The sequence below is a fragment of the uncultured Chryseobacterium sp. genome, from assembly GCF_913776365.1.
Classification (GTDB): Bacteria; Bacteroidota; Bacteroidia; order Flavobacteriales; family Weeksellaceae; genus Chryseobacterium.
Genome location: NZ_CAJYMO010000272.1, coordinates 17983 through 35187 on the forward strand (window position 1 = coordinate 17983; position 17205 = coordinate 35187).

18 protein-coding genes are annotated in these 17205 nt (G+C 44.6%); 6 read left to right on the forward strand and 12 right to left on the reverse strand.

Annotated features, from left to right (window positions below; all coding sequences use genetic code 11):
* The first annotated feature begins 5 nt into the window (after window positions 1–5).
* Together QZ735_RS14100 and hemE are read left to right on the forward strand one after the other, a co-directional pair.
* Window positions 6–689: a uroporphyrinogen-III synthase gene (locus QZ735_RS14100; protein ID WP_294249601.1), complete on the forward strand. Its 684-nt coding sequence runs from the start codon at window positions 6–8 to the stop codon at window positions 687–689.
* A gap of 48 nt (window positions 690–737) precedes the next feature.
* Window positions 738–1769: a uroporphyrinogen decarboxylase gene (hemE, locus tag QZ735_RS14105; RefSeq protein ID WP_294249603.1), complete on the forward strand. Its 1032-nt coding sequence runs from the start codon at window positions 738–740 to the stop codon at window positions 1767–1769.
* A gap of 80 nt (window positions 1770–1849) precedes the next feature.
* On the opposite strand, the gene QZ735_RS14110 is transcribed toward hemE, so the two are convergent.
* The 8 genes from QZ735_RS14110 to QZ735_RS14145 all read right to left on the reverse strand — a co-directional run bounded on the left by QZ735_RS14110 (window position 1850) and on the right by QZ735_RS14145 (window position 10446).
* Window positions 1850–2575 carry an ABC transporter ATP-binding protein gene (locus QZ735_RS14110; RefSeq protein ID WP_294249605.1) on the reverse strand — a complete coding sequence of 242 codons (726 nt, stop codon included), beginning with the start codon at window positions 2573–2575 and terminating at the stop codon, window positions 1850–1852.
* 11 nt (window positions 2576–2586) lie between these two features.
* On the reverse strand, window positions 2587–4053 hold the full coding sequence (locus QZ735_RS14115) for a DUF5687 family protein (RefSeq protein ID WP_294249607.1): 1467 nt from the start codon (window positions 4051–4053) through the stop codon (window positions 2587–2589).
* A 312-nt stretch (window positions 4054–4365) separates the two neighbouring features.
* Window positions 4366–6015 carry an AAA family ATPase gene (locus tag QZ735_RS14120; protein WP_294249610.1) on the reverse strand — a complete coding sequence of 550 codons (1650 nt, stop codon included), beginning with the start codon at window positions 6013–6015 and terminating at the stop codon, window positions 4366–4368.
* A 66-nt stretch (window positions 6016–6081) separates the two neighbouring features.
* On the reverse strand, window positions 6082–6987 hold the full coding sequence (locus QZ735_RS14125; RefSeq protein ID WP_294249611.1) for a DUF4835 family protein: 906 nt from the start codon (window positions 6985–6987) through the stop codon (window positions 6082–6084).
* A 36-nt stretch (window positions 6988–7023) separates the two neighbouring features.
* Window positions 7024–8226: a bifunctional phosphopantothenoylcysteine decarboxylase/phosphopantothenate--cysteine ligase CoaBC gene (gene coaBC / locus QZ735_RS14130; RefSeq protein WP_294249613.1), complete on the reverse strand. Its 1203-nt coding sequence runs from the start codon at window positions 8224–8226 to the stop codon at window positions 7024–7026.
* A 125-nt stretch (window positions 8227–8351) separates the two neighbouring features.
* Window positions 8352–8675 carry a DNA-directed RNA polymerase subunit omega gene (locus QZ735_RS14135; protein WP_294249615.1) on the reverse strand — a complete coding sequence of 108 codons (324 nt, stop codon included), beginning with the start codon at window positions 8673–8675 and terminating at the stop codon, window positions 8352–8354.
* Window positions 8676–8717: 42 nt separating this feature from the next.
* Window positions 8718–9713 (reverse strand): outer membrane protein assembly factor BamD, encoded by a 996-nt coding sequence (locus QZ735_RS14140; RefSeq protein WP_294249617.1) that lies wholly within the window; start codon window positions 9711–9713, stop codon window positions 8718–8720.
* A 103-nt stretch (window positions 9714–9816) separates the two neighbouring features.
* A complete protein-coding gene (locus QZ735_RS14145; protein WP_294249619.1) occupies window positions 9817–10446 on the reverse strand; it encodes a TetR/AcrR family transcriptional regulator in 630 nt (209 codons plus the stop codon).
* Window positions 10447–10579: 133 nt separating this feature from the next.
* Here QZ735_RS14145 and QZ735_RS14150 point away from each other — a divergent pair, with 133 nt between their 5' ends.
* The 4 genes from QZ735_RS14150 to QZ735_RS14165 all read left to right on the forward strand — a co-directional run bounded on the left by QZ735_RS14150 (window position 10580) and on the right by QZ735_RS14165 (window position 13091).
* Window positions 10580–11170: a TatD family hydrolase gene (locus QZ735_RS14150; RefSeq protein ID WP_294249621.1), complete on the forward strand. Its 591-nt coding sequence runs from the start codon at window positions 10580–10582 to the stop codon at window positions 11168–11170.
* Entirely contained in the window at window positions 11163–11888 is a 726-nt protein-coding gene (locus tag QZ735_RS14155) for a tRNA threonylcarbamoyladenosine dehydratase (protein ID WP_294249623.1), read from the forward strand. Before QZ735_RS14150 ends, QZ735_RS14155 begins: the two co-directional genes overlap by 8 nt.
* A gap of 70 nt (window positions 11889–11958) precedes the next feature.
* The gene (gene rnpA / locus QZ735_RS14160; RefSeq protein ID WP_294249625.1) at window positions 11959–12333 is read left to right on the forward strand and encodes a ribonuclease P protein component; all 375 of its coding nucleotides are present in this window, start codon (window positions 11959–11961) and stop codon (window positions 12331–12333) included.
* Between the two features lie 137 nt (window positions 12334–12470).
* Window positions 12471–13091 (forward strand): DUF4126 domain-containing protein, encoded by a 621-nt coding sequence (locus QZ735_RS14165; RefSeq protein ID WP_294249627.1) that lies wholly within the window; start codon window positions 12471–12473, stop codon window positions 13089–13091.
* Window positions 13092–13253: 162 nt separating this feature from the next.
* Here QZ735_RS14165 and QZ735_RS14170 read toward each other — a convergent pair whose 3' ends face one another.
* Genes QZ735_RS14170 through QZ735_RS14185 form a run of 4 tightly spaced genes read right to left on the reverse strand, consistent with a single transcriptional unit; the run spans window position 13254 to window position 17202 of the window.
* Entirely contained in the window at window positions 13254–13445 is a 192-nt protein-coding gene (locus QZ735_RS14170) for a hypothetical protein (RefSeq protein ID WP_294249629.1), read from the reverse strand.
* Window positions 13446–13489: 44 nt separating this feature from the next.
* Window positions 13490–15976: a hypothetical protein gene (locus QZ735_RS14175; protein ID WP_294249631.1), complete on the reverse strand. Its 2487-nt coding sequence runs from the start codon at window positions 15974–15976 to the stop codon at window positions 13490–13492.
* Between the two features lies 1 nt (window position 15977).
* The gene (locus QZ735_RS14180; protein WP_294249682.1) at window positions 15978–16457 is read right to left on the reverse strand and encodes an LptE family protein; all 480 of its coding nucleotides are present in this window, start codon (window positions 16455–16457) and stop codon (window positions 15978–15980) included.
* Window positions 16458–16512: 55 nt separating this feature from the next.
* Window positions 16513–17202, reverse strand: a complete 690-nt coding sequence (locus tag QZ735_RS14185) for a hypothetical protein (RefSeq protein ID WP_294249633.1) — start codon at window positions 17200–17202, stop codon at window positions 16513–16515.
* Between the last annotated feature and the right edge of the window lie 3 nt (window positions 17203–17205).

A 17205-nucleotide genomic window follows, 5' to 3' on the forward strand; every position in this document is an offset into this window, starting at 1 on the left:
CGCTTATGAAAATCCTGTTTACCAAAAACATAAAGGCTTCTGTTATTTCCCAGGCTTTAGGCCCGGATATCACGGCCGATTGTATTGAGGTAATCAGGACAAAAGCTTTACCGGTCCAGCCCTTTGCCCTCAAAGCCCATTCCCTGATTTTCACCAGTGTCAACGGAGTAGATTCATTTTTCAGGAACGGATTCCGGCCCAATGAAGATTTTACGGCGAAATATTACAATAAAATCTACTGTGTGGGCGAAAAAACAAAACGTGAGCTCAGGAAGCATGGATTCGGAACTTTCAAAGTACTGAAAAATGCCGATGCCCTGTCGAAGTTTATCACTGCTTACTGCCAGCACGAAAGCTTTCTGCATTTCTGCGGCAACCTGGCCATCAGTGTGCTGGATAATGACCTTCCGCTGCAGAACATGCGGTATAAAAAAATTACGGTTTACGAGACGGAAGAAATCCGGCCGCTGATTCATGAAAAATATCATGCTGCCGTATTTTTTAGTCCGAGCGGAGTTCGTAGTTTTGCACAGCGGAATTCTTTTGAAGGCATGACGCTGTTTTCAATAGGGGAAACCACTTCGGGCGAGCTGAGAAAACATGTTTCCCAACCGGTTTTTACCGCTGAAGGAAATACGCTTTCCTCTCTTCTGGACCTGATCAGAAAAACAGCTGCAGACAGAAAATGAAAGATGCGCTGTCGGTAGACGACGATATTAGTTGAATAATGCTATGCTATGATTAAAAACGACCTATATTTAAAAGCCCTTCGCGGGGAAATTGTGGAAAGGCCACCCGTTTGGATGATGAGGCAGGCCGGAAGATACCTGCCGGAATTTATTGCCCTCAGGGACCAGTATGATTTCTTTACGCGGTGCCAGACCCCGGAGCTGGCTTCCGAAATTACCGTACAGCCGATCAGAAGATTCCCGCTGGATGCCGCTATTCTTTTTTCAGATATCCTGGTTGTTCCCCAGGCCATGGGAATCGATTTCAAAATGAAAGAAAATGTAGGCCCGTGGCTGGATAACCCGATCCGTACCCTGGAACAGGTACAGAACGTTCCCGTTCCGGATGTGAATGATACGTTAGGATACGTTTTTGATGCCATTGAACTGACTTTACAGAAATTAGATAACGAAATCCCGCTGATCGGGTTTGCCGGCTCGCCATGGACGATCCTGTGCTATTGTGTGGAGGGGAAAGGAAGCAAGGCTTTTGATATTGCCAAGTCCTTCTGTTTCCGCCAGCCGGAAGCGGCCCACCTGCTGCTTCAGAAAATCACCGACACTACCATCGCTTACCTGAAAAGGAAAGTGGAAAAAGGTGTTTCAGCCGTCCAGGTTTTCGATTCATGGGGCGGAATGCTTTCGCCGGCAGATTATCAGGAATTTTCATGGCAGTATATCAACCAGATTGTTGAAGCCTTAAAGCCGCTGACCCACGTTGTAGTGTTCGGGAAAGGTTGCTGGTTTGCCCTGGAAGACATGACCCGATCCGGAGTTTCTGCTTTGGGCGTAGACTGGACCATTACTCCGGAACTGGCCAGGACATTCACCGGCAATGCCGTAACGCTTCAGGGTAATTTTGATCCTGCCAGGCTGCACTCTACTCCCGAAACCATCAGAAAGATGGTTCATGAAATGATCAGCCGCTTCGGGAAAGACAAATACATCGCCAACCTGGGCCACGGAATCCTGCCTAACATCCCGGTAGAAAACGCGGAAGCATTTATCCGCGCGGTGGTGGATTGGAAACCATCCGTCTAAGTAGCATGAACTTTTCTATCCCAACCAAAAATAAACACCCTTTCCATACCAGAAAGGGTGTCTTTATATAAAATTCTATCTCACTGCAGGTCTGTAGCCGGCACCGAGACCTGGTCTGCAAAATACTGCTCCAGATCTTTCAGGGTTTCCGGATGGGTACGGATATCCTTTACTACGGTTCCCTTATTTACCACCACAATCCTGTTGCACACTTCCGTGGTATGGGAAAGATCGTGGCTTGAAATAAGGAAAGTGACTCCATCCTGCTTAGACAGTTCCCTGATCAGATTTTTAAGCTTGATCTGGGTGGAAGGATCCAGGTTGGCAAAAGGTTCGTCGAGAATAATGATTTCCGGATTTCCCAGGATAGCGCCTACGATTCCCACTTTTTTCTGGTTTCCCTTGGAGAGGTCACGGACATACTTCCCGGAATTCAGGATCTCGCCGCTGAACAGATCATGAAACTGTTTAAGGAATTCATCCACCGATGCCTTGGTCTGTCCCCTGAGCTCCCCGATGAAATAAAAGTATTCTTCAGGCGTAAGATAACCGATCAGGAAGGAATCGTCTACAAAAGCGGATACTTTATTCTTCCATACTTCCGATTCATGAACTTTGATTCCATCGATGCTTATGTAGCCTGTTGTAGCACGGATCAGATCCAGCATCAGGCTGAACAGGGTGGTTTTCCCGGCTCCGTTATTTCCCACCAGCCCGAAGGTTTCTCCTTTCGGAATCTCAAGATTTTCAATATGCAGGACGGTTGCCTTACCGTATGTTTTTGATATATTATTAATGGTAATCATATTTTATTTTATTAGTCTTTGTTTTTAAATGCCTCCAGCGTGCTGTATTTTTCTACTTTGTATGTCTTTACGATAATATCGAATATTTTTTCCCGGATCAGGAAACCGGCCAGCCCCATGGTAGCAACACTGATTACTCCAGCCGTGATCCCGAAAAAACGCTGTACCAATGCAAATACCACCATCGGCAGGAACATTTTGGGAATCAGCAGCAGCAGGGCTTTCAGGTTGAAGCTGTTTTTCTGGCCGAATCTTTTTTCTTTCGAATTAAGGTCAATCTGCATTTTATTATAAGCGCCTGACCAAAGGGTAAACTGAGAATTGACCCCAATGTTGTAAATTCCGGCTGCAAGGAAAGTCAGATACATATCCCAGCCGAAATAGGCATAGCAGAGTGCCAGTACAACGGAAGCGGCAGTTACGATATTCATAAGCCACCATTTCGCTTTCAGATATTCTTTATAAGGCACATTCAGCGTCATCATCAGGGGATAATAGGAGCTGTCGAAAGCCGGTACCCGCTGCCCGAACAGGAACTGGAAGCCACCTGTAACGAACAGCCCCATGAACATGGTCATGGCAGGCGTTTTATAGATCGAAGAGGTAAACATCAGCATACCATAGAACAGGAACAGGAAACTCCCCCAGATAATGCCTTTCGTTACTTTATTTCGTTTCATCATCTTGATATCATTGTTGATGAAAGTCCCGATGGCACCGTATCTATTAAGGAAAGCAATGTTTTCGGTTTTCCCCACTTCTTTTTTCACTTCCAGTCCCTGATCCAGGTAAAAAACTTTCCGGATATGGCGGAAGCAGATTTCCCACAGCCTGATAAACAACATCAGAGAAACCACTGCAAAGTAAGGCCTTTCGTAAAAATTATAGAACAGCCGCTGGGAATAATCCAGCACCGGTATCACCTGGTAATAAGCAAGGCCTGCGACAAGCGCAAAAACACATCCTACTGCTACCACCACAGCCTCTTTACCATTGAAAAGGATATTGATAAAATTATTCAGGTAGAACAATAGTGAAACCCCGATAAACCAGCCTGCTATGCCGGCAACCGCGTATCCGTTGAATAATGCAATGATGCAGAAAGTGATAAGGAACAATGAGTTCAGCCAGCTGAAAAACGAAAGAAAGGTCTTCGTCAGCAGGTAATTGACCAATGTTTTTTTAGGGATATTGAGGGTAAGGAAAGGCTTGATATTCTGGGTAGGCATTTCCTGCCAGATATACTTGGCAATCAGGTCTATTGCCCAGGCCGCCAGTAAAAACCGGGATACCACCTGTAGCGGATCGCGGTGCATTTCTTCCTGAATGTAGAAAAAAGCCCCGAATGCTCCGGCCACCAGGCAGACCATAAAATAGAGGATCCCGATGAAACGGAAGATCTTCATCGCCAGATTGATTCCCAGCGAACTGCCGCGAAAAAAACTTTTGATTTCCAATCTGAGGAATTGTAAAAACATAGTTATCTTTTTTATAGTATTAGTTATAAAGACGGGTAAAATGTTACAGAATCCCGAAGATTAAATCCCCGCATAAGAAATGGCTGTGTGGAATGACCTGACCTGATTTGGCAGACAGTCGGAAAAAATACCCTGTCTTTTCTGAGTTGTTTACAGATGGATTCCCTGAATATAAAATACGGAAGATTTTCTGCAGTACACAAACGGGCCACTGATCTGATCACCGGCAGTGTAGCCAAAAATAAATTACTATCCGCACATAAAAAGCCTCCTTACAGGAAGCCTTTTGTTCTGTTATTATGAGGTGGGAAATTACCCGATCAGTTCTTTTGCCTGCGCCAGCGCGGCTTCGGTAATCCTGCTGCCCGAAAGGAGCTGGGCAATTTCGTTGAGTTTTTCCTGATCGCTGAGCGGAATGATGGTAGACTGGGTCTTGCCGGCTACATCTTTCTTCACAACTTTATAATTGTTATTTCCTTTGGCTGCTACCTGGGCAAGGTGTGAAATCACGATCAGCTGCATATCGGCTGACATTTCACGCATCAGGTTTCCGATTTCTTCAGCTACTTTCCCGGAAACCCCGGTATCGATTTCATCTAAAATAAGGGTCGGAAGGTCATCACTTTCTGCAATAATCTTCTTTACGGCCAGCATCACCCTGGATCTTTCCCCACCGGAAATGGCCGTCTGTATAGGTTTCAGCGGAAATCCCGAATTGGCCTGGAACAGCAGCTGGATGCTTTCTTTGCCAAAGGCGTTGAATTCCTGTACTTCCTGAAGCTCAATACCGACCTTCGCTTTTTCAAGGCCGAGTTTTTTCAGCAGGCTTTCTGCCTTTCTGATGAAAACCGGAATGCTCTTTTTCCTGTTTTTAGAAAGCTTTGCCGCCAGAACCGCAAGGGATTTTTCTTTTCCGGAAATGTTCCCCTCTATTTCTTCAATCTGGGATTCAAGTTCCGAAGCCCCTTTCTGGTCGCCTGCCAGCTGGTCTCTCACTGCTCTGAGCTCTGTAATATCACTTACGCTATGCTTAAGGAACAAGACATTGATCCGGTTGTTCAGTTCGGAGAGAACGGCTAAGTTTTCAGGATTTATTTCAATTCTTTCCGCTTCGTTTTCAAGCTCGGAAATAATATCTTTCAATTCCACGAAAGACGTTTCGAGTCTTCCGTGCAGTTCGGCAAAGCTTTGGGAAACTTCCGCGATCCTGGCCAGCTTGTTTTTAGCCTCATTAAAGAAAGAGAAGATTCCTACTTCTTCCTGATGGAAGCGGGACAATACCTGAGCAAGATTTTCGGAGATCATTCCAGCGTTTTCCTGGATGGAAAGCTGATTCTGGAGCTCTTCGAAATCTACGTTATCCAGATGCAGTTCTTCCAGTTCGGTAAGAAGGAAGGCTTTGTAATCACTCTCCTTATTGGCATCTGAAAGCTGGGTACGGAGTCTTTTCAGCTGCAGCTTCAGGCTCTGGAAATCTGAAAATTCATGGTGGTAATCCTGTACCAGCTGCCTGTTTTCAGAAAGTCCGTCGATAATTTTAAACTGGTATTCCGGCGTAAACAGGTTGGACGTCTCAAACTGGGAATGAATGTCAATCAGCTGTGAAGACAGGGTTCTCAGGACATCCAGTGTCACCGGTACATCATTGATGAAGGCCCTGGATTTCCCGGAAGGCAGGATTTCCCGCCGTATAATGGTCTGATGCTCGTAATCGAGATCATTTTCGATAAAAAATTTCTTGAACTGGTTGTTCAGGGCAAATTCCGTTTCTACAACACTTTTCTGATCGGTTTTTGAAATCGATTTTACATCGGCCCGTTCACCCAAAATCAAGCGCAGCGCACCCAGGATAATGGATTTTCCGGCACCGGTTTCCCCGGTAATAACCTGCAAACCATTGTGCAACGATACTTCAAGGGTATCAATCAGGGCGAAATTTTTAATGTAAATTCTCGAAAGCATTGATAATAGCAATTATTTAGCTAATGCAAATATAGAACTTTAGATTTCAGAATTCAAACGAAGTTACTATTTCCACTTGTTCCATCTTGATTCCGTATTTTTCGGGGACAGGATGATCATTTCGTTTTTCAGGTCGGCCAGTATAAGACCGCCGTTGTTTCCGGTATTGAAGATATTGAAGATCTCATCGGCCTTGGTATCCATGAAAAGATTGAAGAAATAAGCCTGCTGGAAGGTATTTTCATATTGCTTCAGCTGCATCAGTGCATCGAAGATCACTTTTTTGGCCTGGGTCTGGTCCTGGTTGAACAGGTTGTCCAGCCCTGCGCGGTGATAGGAATAGATCGTGGCGCGGACCTGGCTCCAGCTCGGGGCCATAATTTCCTTGATCAGGATCGAACGGCTTCTGGGCTCATTGATCTGCTTCCATCCGTCATAGGTATTCTGTGATTCGCCGTTCTGGGCAATCTGCTGGGCCTTCTGGAACCATTGGGTTCCTGCCATGGACTGAAAACTGTCGGCATCATATCCAAGGATCACATAGACATAAAAGCTGATAACGTCAATGAGGTTTTTTCCGGAAAACTGTCTTTCGTTAAAAATAAGGTTTTCATTTTCCACATAATCGAAAGAGAACCTCTGGTCCTGCAGGTTGATCAGCGGTGATTCGTAAGTGGTGTTGAAAACAGGGCGTACCGCCTGTACCACAATGGTTCCCCGGAAACGGTTCCCTTCCCTTTCACTGATGACAATAGCAAAATTGGATTTGATTTTTTCAAAATTCTGAAGCCTTTTACCGGTCCAGCTGGTGTTATTGATGAAATCCCTGAGGCTTTTCTCCAAGGCTTTATAGGCTGACTGGTTGCTGCCTCCCAGCTGCTGGGAATTCACCTGTACGGTAGCCAGCAGTTCTTGGGAAAAGCTGAGGTTGCACACGAAAAGGAGTAAAAATATACTTAAAATTTTTTTCATTTTCAATTAAAAATTAAGAACGGGAATTTAGCGAAATTATTTTACAATCTGGTCTTCAACGAAATCCAGGATATCTATGGCTACTTCCTCTTTTGGTTTCAGTCCGAATTCTTTTTTTTCCGTCCGGGTAAAGATTTTAATTTTATTGGTATCCCCTTTGAAACCGGCTCCCTGGTCTCGGAGGGAATTCAGTACGATCATATCCAGATTTTTCTTTTCCAGTTTGCCTTTTGCATTTTCTTCCTCCTGCTGGGTTTCCAGCGCAAATCCTACCAGGAACTGGCGGGACTTTTTCTCGCCCATGGTTTTAAGGATATCGGGATTTTTCACAAGCTCTATGGTCAGATGATCGTCATTTTTCTTGATCTTTTCACTCGCCGCTTCCTTTGGGGCATAGTCTGCCACCGCAGCGCTGGCAATGGCAATATCTGCCTTGTCATAAAACTCAAAAACTTTGGAAAGCATTTCCCTGGCCGAGGTTACCGGGTACACTTCAATATTTTTATTTTCTGTTTTTTGCGAAGTCGGCCCGGATATTACGATAACGTGTGCTCCCCTTACAGCGGCTTCCTCAGCAAGGGCAAATCCCATTTTTCCGGAGGAATGGTTTCCTATAAACCGTACCGGATCGATGGCTTCATAGGTAGGTCCGGCCGTGATCAGGACCGTTTTTCCATGAAAGCTTCTTTTCTCTTTTGTCGTAAAGAAACGTTCAACGGCTCTTGAAATGGTCTCCGGCTCTGCCATCCTTCCCTGCCCTATGAGTCCGCTGGCCAGCTCGCCATGCTCTGCCGGAATAACGGTATGTCCGAAACTTTCTGCAAGTGCTATGTTCTTTTGTGTGGAAGGATGTGCATACATATCCAGATCCATGGCCGGAGCAATAAATACCGGGCATTTGGCAGACATATAGGTGGCCATCAACAGGCTGTCGCACATTCCGTGCACCATTTTAGCCAATGTATTGGCCGTACATGGCGCCACCAGCATCAGGTCTGCCCATAATCCCATGTCCACATGGCTGTTCCAGGTTCCGTGGTCATTGTAAAATTCAGTATATACCGGGTTCTTGGATAAGGTGGAAAGACTTAGTTTGGTTACGAAGTGCTCAGCATCAGGTGTCATTATAACCTGGACCTCGGCTCCTTTCCTGACAAAATCCCTGATCAGAAAATGAATTTTATAAGCTGCAATTCCTCCGGAAACCGCAATCAGAATTTTTTTACCGGAAAGGCTCATTGATCGTCGTATTTAATTTTTAGCCTACTAAATTACTTAATTTTTGTTACAAACCGACCCGTAACAACAAAGGTCATAAAGAAAAGATTTCCTTATGACCTTCGTTTATAAAAACATGATGATGTTTATTTTCTTTCTTCTGTTTTTCTGAAGTAAATTTCTTCATTCAGCCACTCTTCAACGGCAATGGAAGTAGGCTTCGGAAGTTTTTCGTAATGCTTGGAGATTTCAATCTGTTCTCTGTTTTCGAAAACCTCTTCCAGGGTAGAATTGTGAACGGCAAACTCATCAAGCTTGTTGTGCAATTCCGTACGGATTTCAGCATTGATCTGCTCTGCTCTTTTTCCCATGATAACAATCGCTTCGTAGATTGAACCTACTTTGTCTTCAATCTTATCTTTATCGTAAGTAATGGTATTTACTTCTGCTTTTGTATCTTTTACACTCATTTTGAGAATATTAATTTTATATTAAGTCCGCAAATTTACGAATTATCTTTGAATCTTGAAAGTGGCTGCTGGCGGAGGGGTATTAATTACCGCACTATCCCTCTGGATCTGTATGGCTTTTTTCTCGTTATCCACCTGATCTTTGATCTGCTGCTCTGTTTTGGCCTTCTCTGCATTCTGGGCTTCCAGTCTTTTCTGACGCTCGGTAAGGGCGGCTATTCTTTCTTCGGTCTGCTTTTTAACGATCACGAAGTCTTTTTTCTCTTTTTCAAGTTTTTCCCTTATATCCAGCGCTGTTTTGGCAACTTCGGTATTCGGCATCTCTTTTTCAATCTGCCTCGTAAAAGCCAGTGCGTTTTCAATACGCTCATCCTTGAGGTCATATACCGATTTGGTAGCGAGCTGATAACGGGATTTTACGATATAATCATAAATCTGAGGGCGCAGTTTTGTACTTGGGAAGTCTTCCAGTACATTTTCCAGGGCTACATTTGCCGCTTTGTATTCCCCCATATTGAAATACTGTTTTGAATTTTCGTAGGCTTTGAATTCCAGTTTATAAGAAAGTTCGTCAATCAGGGTATTGATGTTTTTTGATCTTTCCGAATTGGGGTAGTTATTCAGGAAATCCTGAAGTTCACTGATGGCGGACTGCGTGGTAGACTGGTCCAGGTTATAATCCATAGATCCCTCGTAATAGCACAGGGCAGACATATAAGCCGCCTCTTCTGCTCTCGGGTCTTTAGGAAAACTTACGGAGAAGTTCTTGAACTGGTGACCGGCCAGTTTATAGTTTTTGTCGTAATAATTAGCATATGCCGTGTTGAAACCTACATTCGGGAAATCATCTGTTCCGGCAACAAGATTGGTAAGCCTGTCATAAAGAGCCAGTGCATTTTTCCATTTCTTTTTGGCAAAATTTTCGTTTGCCGCTTTTAAGATCACATTTTTGTCAGCACTTTTCATCGCTCTTTCCTGCTGGCTTACACATGAAGCGACCACTGCTACAGCAAAAAGACCTAAAATATATTTTTTCATATAAAAAATTCAACAGTTTTCGGGTATTACAGCCGATTTACTAATTTGCAAAAATATAACTTTTTTGCCAATAGATTTTTTTTTATGAATATTTAACGTAATTTTAGTCCGCAGCGTATCCCAGAATGGCAAAAACGCTCATTAAAAGATTCATTCTCACCTTCTTTTCTGCTTCCCGCGCATACGTTTCCTCGCTTTTACTCGGCACATAAAGTTCATAGAAATTGCGGTTTCTGATGACGAACAACGTAGAACCTATAATGGTGGTAAGAACATCTTCAGGTTTCGGAGTAAAGGTAAAAACGCCTGTAGCTACGCCTTTTTTAATAACCTCATCCAGTTTTTTGACAAACAGCTGATAAAAATCAAGCAGCTCGTCTTTTACTGTATCCGTATGCCTGAGTTCCTGGGTGACAAAGCCGTGGAAATAATTGTATTTAAATAATTGCGAGACAATATATTTGATGATTTCCTTCATTTGCATTTCCGGTTTACCCTCCTTGATAGTATCTGCAAATTCAGAAAAAGTTTCCCGTGTTTTCAGTACCCTGTACTGGTACAGATAAGACATCATCTTTTCTTTGGAGCCGAAGTAATAGGAAATCATGGCTACATTAATGTTGGCTTTTGAACAGATATCCCGTACCGATGTCCCTTCATATCCTTTCTTGGCAATCAGTTCCTCTGCAATATCCAGAATGTGAATTTGTTTTTCAGTAAATTTTTTCCTCATACTTTGCACTTTGAGTAAAGTTAAGAATTTTTTAACAGATTTATAAACGTTCGTTTAAGAAATTTACTTGGTACGGTAATTTATCTTATTTTTGAACATGGACTTTTTTGATTTTCACCATCATAAAAAAAATATGCCAAACGGTATTTATAACCTGGGCTTACAGGATATTCCGCCGGATTTCCCCTATTCTATAGGGATACACCCTAACGATATCGGTTCAGGATCAACGGAAGATCTTTTTTCATGGCTGGAGGCAAATATCAGGGAAAACTGCTTTGCCATCGGGGAATGCGGACTGGACTCCGGAGCAACGGCAGACCTGAAAACGCAGGGAGAAGCCTTTCTGAGACAGCTGAGGATAGCAGAGGAGATCAGAAAACCGGTCATTATCCACTGCGTGAGGAAATTTTATGAAGTGATCTCTTTCAGGAAATACACTTCGCAGCCTATGATCATGCATGGTTTCAATAAAAAGCAAAAAGTTGCAGCAGACCTGCTGGACAATAATTTTTATCTGAGTTTTGGAAAAGCCGTTCTGTATAATTTATCTTTGCAGGATACTTTGAAAGCAGTTCCCCTGCACAGGATCTTTCTGGAAACGGATGATGAGGACTTTGATATCGGGATTCTGTATGAAAAAGTTTCAGTCCTCAGGGGGATTTCCCTGAAAAGCCTGAATGAACAGATAAGAGAAAATTTAGAGACAATAAAAAATGGATAAATACTGGCTTGAAAGAACAGAACTTCTGGTAAAGGAAGAAGGTCTGGAAAAACTGATACAATCAAACGTCCTGGTAGTCGGATTGGGCGGCGTAGGATCCTTTGCCGCAGAATTCCTGGCGCGAGCAGGAATAGGAAGCATGACCATTGTAGACGGTGACACCGTTGACATTACCAATATCAACCGTCAGCTGCCCGCTTTGCGATCCACTGTAGGGAAGCATAAAGTGGAAGTGGTTGCCGAGAGGTTGCTGGATATCAATCCTGATCTGGCCTTAACCAAAATCAATGAATTCCTGAACCCTGAGAGAATGGAAGAAGTACTGGATTCGGCTGAGTTTGATTACGTACTGGACTGCATTGACAGCGTCACGCCCAAACTCTCCCTGATCATCGCGGCCAAGAGGAGAAAAATAAAAATTGTCAGTTCTATGGGAGCCGGAGGAAAATCTGATCCCAGCAAAGTACTGGTGAGGGATATCAGCAAAACCGAGCACTGCCACCTGGCAAGGGAAGTACGGAAAAGGCTGAAGAAAGTAAAAATTGATAAAGGCGTGCGCTGTGTTTTTGCCAATGATATCCAGGATGAAGAGAGTCTGAAAATGACGGACGGCACCAATTATAAAAGATCTTTCTACGGTACCATCAGTTATATGCCTGCCATTTTCGGATTGTATGCGGCTTCGGAGGTGATTACCTATCTGCTGGACAAAAAATAACAGTTTACCCGGTCCTCAGCCTGCCTATCGGGACCGGAAAGCCTAATAAAGATTCCCTTTGCAACTTTTCATGACAAATTTCAATTATCCCAGAGCCGAAAAGCTCAAAAAAAATACCGAAATCACCCTGCTTTTTGAAAAGGGCAAATGGAAGACGCTTGGAAACCTGAGGATTATCGTTCTGAAAGACAAGCCTTCCGTTCCGATAGAACATCCTAAGTTTGCCGTATCGGTTTCCAAGAGATACTTTAAAAAAGCGGTTCACAGGAACCGCATCAAGAGGCTGCTGCGGGAATGCTACAGGCTGAATAAGGATCTGTTCCGGGAAGCTTTCGGAGAAAAGTCGGTTGCCATGCTGTTCTGGGCCTCACCGGAAATGCCTTCCACCTTTAGAGAGGTGGAGGAACAGTTCAACAGGCTTTGCAAAGCCCAGAAGAAAGGATGATTATTTCCGGCACTGTTAGTTCATCTATTGCCGGTTTGCTGCAGTTGAGGTAAATATATTTCAGCAGACGGCCGGCTTTCCTGTTTCACGGATAATTTTTTGTATCTTTAAACAAAACAATTAACCTGAAAATCAATATGTCAGAAAATCTGTCTTTCTTCTCTTATGTGCTGAGCGCTTTTATCGGTATCGGGCTGGCTGCTGCCAGCGGCTTCAGGGTCTTTTTACCGATGTTTGCCGTAAGCCTTGCCTCCTATCTTCACTGGATTCCTATGAATGAGCATTTTGAGTGGCTGGCCGGTCTTCCTACATTGGTAACCACCGGTATCGCCATGGTTGTGGAAATCCTTGCTTATTACCTTCCGTTTATCGATCACCTGCTGGACACGATTTCCATTCCGATGGCTACCGTGGCGGGCTCCGTTCTGTTTGCCAGCCAGTTTGCGGAACTGGGAACCTTTCCGCAGTATGCACTGGCCCTGATTGCGGGCGGGGGCACGGCCATGACCATAAGTTCCGGATTTGCAGGGCTCAGGGCGGCCTCTACGGCAACAACCGGCGGATTGGGAAATGCGGTGGTAGGCACCTCGGAAACGGCAGGTGCCGGTATAATGGCTATCCTGGCGATAGCCGCTCCGGTAATTGCTGCTGTGATTGCCGTTATACTGGTAATATCAGCACTTGTTTTCGGCCGTAAACTCTGGCGCAGGCTACGAAACCGCAGACGAGCAGTCAAAGCAAGTCAGGATGTGAAATAAAAGAGATTCTTATTCCGGGATTGGTAAAAGCAATACCGGTTGATGCCTGTACGCTCCGGCCGGCTTTCACATCCTGATAACCAGCCGTAGCATCACTTTACATTTATTTTTTCACCATACGCACTGATTGGCGGGAAAATATCCCACCGATAAGGGTGTATATTATTTCGACCTTCCCAGTAAATTCCCGAAGATAATTCCCAGTGCTCCTGCCAGCGGAAACAGGATCAATACCAGGTAAGGCAATAGGCCTGCCCTATTTTTATACAGCACTGCAAAGGCATATATATACATGGCAGCCACCAGCACCGCAGCGGTTAAAAGCTGGAAAGCATTAATTGACAAAAAAATCATGTCTGTGGTGTTTATTTTATTGGTTTATGTCTGCTGATTACGGCCTATTTGGTTCTGAAATCTTTAATTTCCTGGATCTTACCTTTAAAATATTCTTCTTTGTCCGGCGATTTTTTAATCAGGATCTCAAAGGCTTTAATGGCTTTGGTATAGAGTTTCTGTTCAAAATACAGATTGGCCAGCGTTTCGGTCATCAGGTGCGAAATATCATCTCCTTTTTCCTTTACAACGAAGGTACTTTCATCTTTCAGCTGGCTGATTTTCGGATTGTTCTCAATAAAAGCCTCGATTACTTTGGCCTTGGTTTCCGTTTTCTCTTTCTGGATCTCTTCCGTCCGGTCTATTTTGAGCCAGCTCTGCCAGGTATTGATGAAGCCAGGCACGTTGCTGTCCAAAGGCTGGGTAGCGGCGGCAGAAACGGCTTCGAGCTTTTCTGCCACCTGTTCCTGCTCAGCCGGCACATCCTGATCTGCAGGCCTGCTTTTCTCTTCAGGTGTTTCCGGCTGGGCAATGGTCCATCCGGAACCAAAGAATGATACATTCATTACCGGCGCTTCTTCAGCAGGGCTTATGGTATCGGAACTTTCAGGCTGATCCTGCTTTTCAACCGTATCCCGTGTTTCTCCGGTCAGGGTTTCAAGCGGCTGTTCTTCCTCCGTAACAGCTTCTTTTTTATCTTCAGGAAATTCTCTACCGGAAGTTTTTTCAGTTCCGGTTTTTAATTCCGTTTCCGGCAGAATGGATGGGGCCGGCTGGTTGAGCAATGAGTCCGGCAGGTTGGATTGGAAGTTCATTGGCCTCCATGCGGAACGGGCCGCTTCCGTATCCGGCTGGTCTTTTACTGCCTCAGGTTCCTCAACATCTGCTTCATTCTGTCCTGAGATTTCTTCCGACGGGGTTTCTGATGAAGATTCCGTCTTTTGCGGTTCATGTGCCGAAGAAGTATCATCAGGCCTTGTTTCAGCAAAGTTGATGTTGCTGTCTGCGGTTTCAGGCTGCGGCTGCTTATCCGTTTTCTCAGCAGCTGCCCTTTCCTTCATTTTCTTCTCTACTTCTTCAATCAGGCGGCGCATCTCTTCCTCATGCTTATTGATGTTCGGCTGGATCGGTTCATCCGGTCTTTCTTCCTGAACAGGCGCCTGAATGTTTACTTCCGGCAGGAATGACTCCGTTCCGTGGAAACTGAGCTGCGATTCATCATGCAGGGTTTCCTTTTCCCCTGAAATTCCATCTTCACTGATGATCTTTTCCGGAGTGAAAAGAGCGGCCTGCTCACCTGCGTCTACAGATCTATCCGCAATGTTTTCTTCCCGGATCTGTTGCTCCGGATCCTCAGCGGCTTCAACGGAGGTATGAGGCATAAAGGATTCTGTTTCATGAAAGCTGAGTTCAGCATCACCGGGCATTTTTTCCGTATCTCCGGAGCCGGTTTTTCCTTCTTTGATAAGGGTTTCAGAAGTAAAGTCACCAACACTGTCCGTTTCAGCAGATCTGCTGACTTGCTGTACGTCTTCCGCCCGGACATTTTCACCGGCAGCCGGTAAAGCCTCTTTTTCTTCTTTTTCGGCACTTTCAGCATCAGGATTAGGCGTACTTTCTTTGTAGTCTGTGCTTTCTTCCGCAACAGCTGAATTTTCAATTTCCGCTGTTCCAGACTGTGGCTCTTCATCGATCCCGGCTTTCCTGCTATCCCCTGCATTTCCCTCCTGTTCCGCAGGTTCTTCAGGAACCGGTAAGGATTCAGTTTCCTCGGCGATTCCAGGATTGTAAGCATTTCCACCGGATGGAACGTTTCCGGCGGCTGGTAAAAGCCCATCCTTTCCTTCCGTTTCTGAAATAGCTTGATCTGCCCTGTGATCCGTGCCAGCAAGACCGGGATCTTTATCTTTTTCCTGTGGCAGGTCGTTTCCGGTCACAGCAGTCTGTGCTTCTTTATGTGGCTTTTGGGTAACAATAGAACCTGATTCCAGCGTGGACTCAAGATCAATGGTTTCAACATCCTGATCTGCCAGGAAGTCTTCTTCACCTTCGAAAAGGATTCTGTTCAGTTCGCCGTTGGCATATACCGGTTTACTTTCAGTCCTAGGCAAGGGCGACAGGCGTTCTTCCTGATCAGACCCGTTGGATTTTTCTTCAGGCTGCTTATCTGATTTTTCCTGTATGGCAGCTGCAGCCTCCTCTCTGGCCAGCGGGAATCCTGAGATATTCGGTTTCCGGGCAGTGTCCTGCGTTTCTGTTCCGATAATTGCCTGTTCCGGTACATTCGCCGGCACTGTGGTTTCAGGTTTAGGCTTTTGCCTGATTTTCCCATTGATCAGCTGATACAGGATTTTTTTATCCGTAGTATAGGCGGCTGTGGTAGAAAGCACTTTCTGGTAATTTCCCTGATCATACCGGTACACGCCATACAGATATAAAGCCCTGATGTTCTGAATATAGGGATAAGAATCAATTTCCTGTTTCAGGAGACCGAGATCTTCTGACTGAATATTTTTCGGGGCCTTTAATAATTCCAATACTCTTTCATTCATCTTACCAGTTCGCTACAATGTCGTTAAATATTTTATTGATGATCCTGTCCGTGGCGATTTTCACCTGGGAACTTTCGATCTCAGACTGTGACAGGTTGCTGTTGAAAACGGCCTCGTCAGAATATGTCCTGTCAAAACTTACTTCCGGATGCAGTTTATTCTCATAATGCACTTTTACCGTAATGGTCAGCTTGTTCTGCGATTCCTGCACCACGCCACCGGTACTTTGGTTAGTCACGGTATTGGATCCGATGGTGGTAGGCGTAATGGAATAATCGGTAATTTCCCCTTCCACCAGGATATCCGGGTTTTCTTTGGTTCCTTTCAGTGTTGTCCTCTGCAGGAAACGGTTTTGGATATCCGTGGAAAACTGCTGGGACAACGTAGGGTTTACCAACGGCGCATTATTCGGAAACTCATTGATCTGGATGGTCTTTTCATCCGTAAGGGATGAACCGGTAAAACTATAGCAGGATTGCATAAGCCCGAGGCAAAACCACAGGATCCAGATTATTTTAGGCTGATATTTTTTATTTTTAAAATCCATTTTTCGTTCCAATTTCTTTTTCATCATGTTCGATCTGTTGCATCCCGTCTTCCAGAGCGAAATAAATAGCCACACGGGCAAACGGCATTGTAAAAAACAATCCGATACCACAGGCCAGTATACCCAGGTTGGCCAGTATGCTGACCACAAAAAGGAATAAAAACAGGGTAAGCCCATTGCCTTTGGTCATGATGGTTGACATTTTCCACGCTGTTTTAAGATCTGTAATTCCACCCAGGGAAATCAGGGCTGTCATATAGAAAGTTTTGATCAGCAATACAAATATGGCGACCACCAGGAACAGTATATACAATACAAATATGATCCCGAATACAGCGGCTGCATTGCCACCGGTAGCTATAACCGGCAGAAAAATAAGCATCGGGATATACAAAGCGAAGAATACGCCTATGAAAATCAGCTGCAGGACGAAATATGGGATAAAATTATCGAAATTGAAGACATCGCCCGTATTGACCTGTTCTTTCCTGCGCAGCCCTCTGCAGTACCTGTAAAAATTCCCCATTGCCAGCAGACCGCAGAAAGGAATTAAGGACATCACACAGCATAACAGGAAAGCTACAAAGATATCACCGAAATGATCTTTCAGGAAACTGTATCCGCTATTGATGTATTCGCCCATTTTAAAATGTACGGGTCTTGCTTTTAATGTATTCATAGG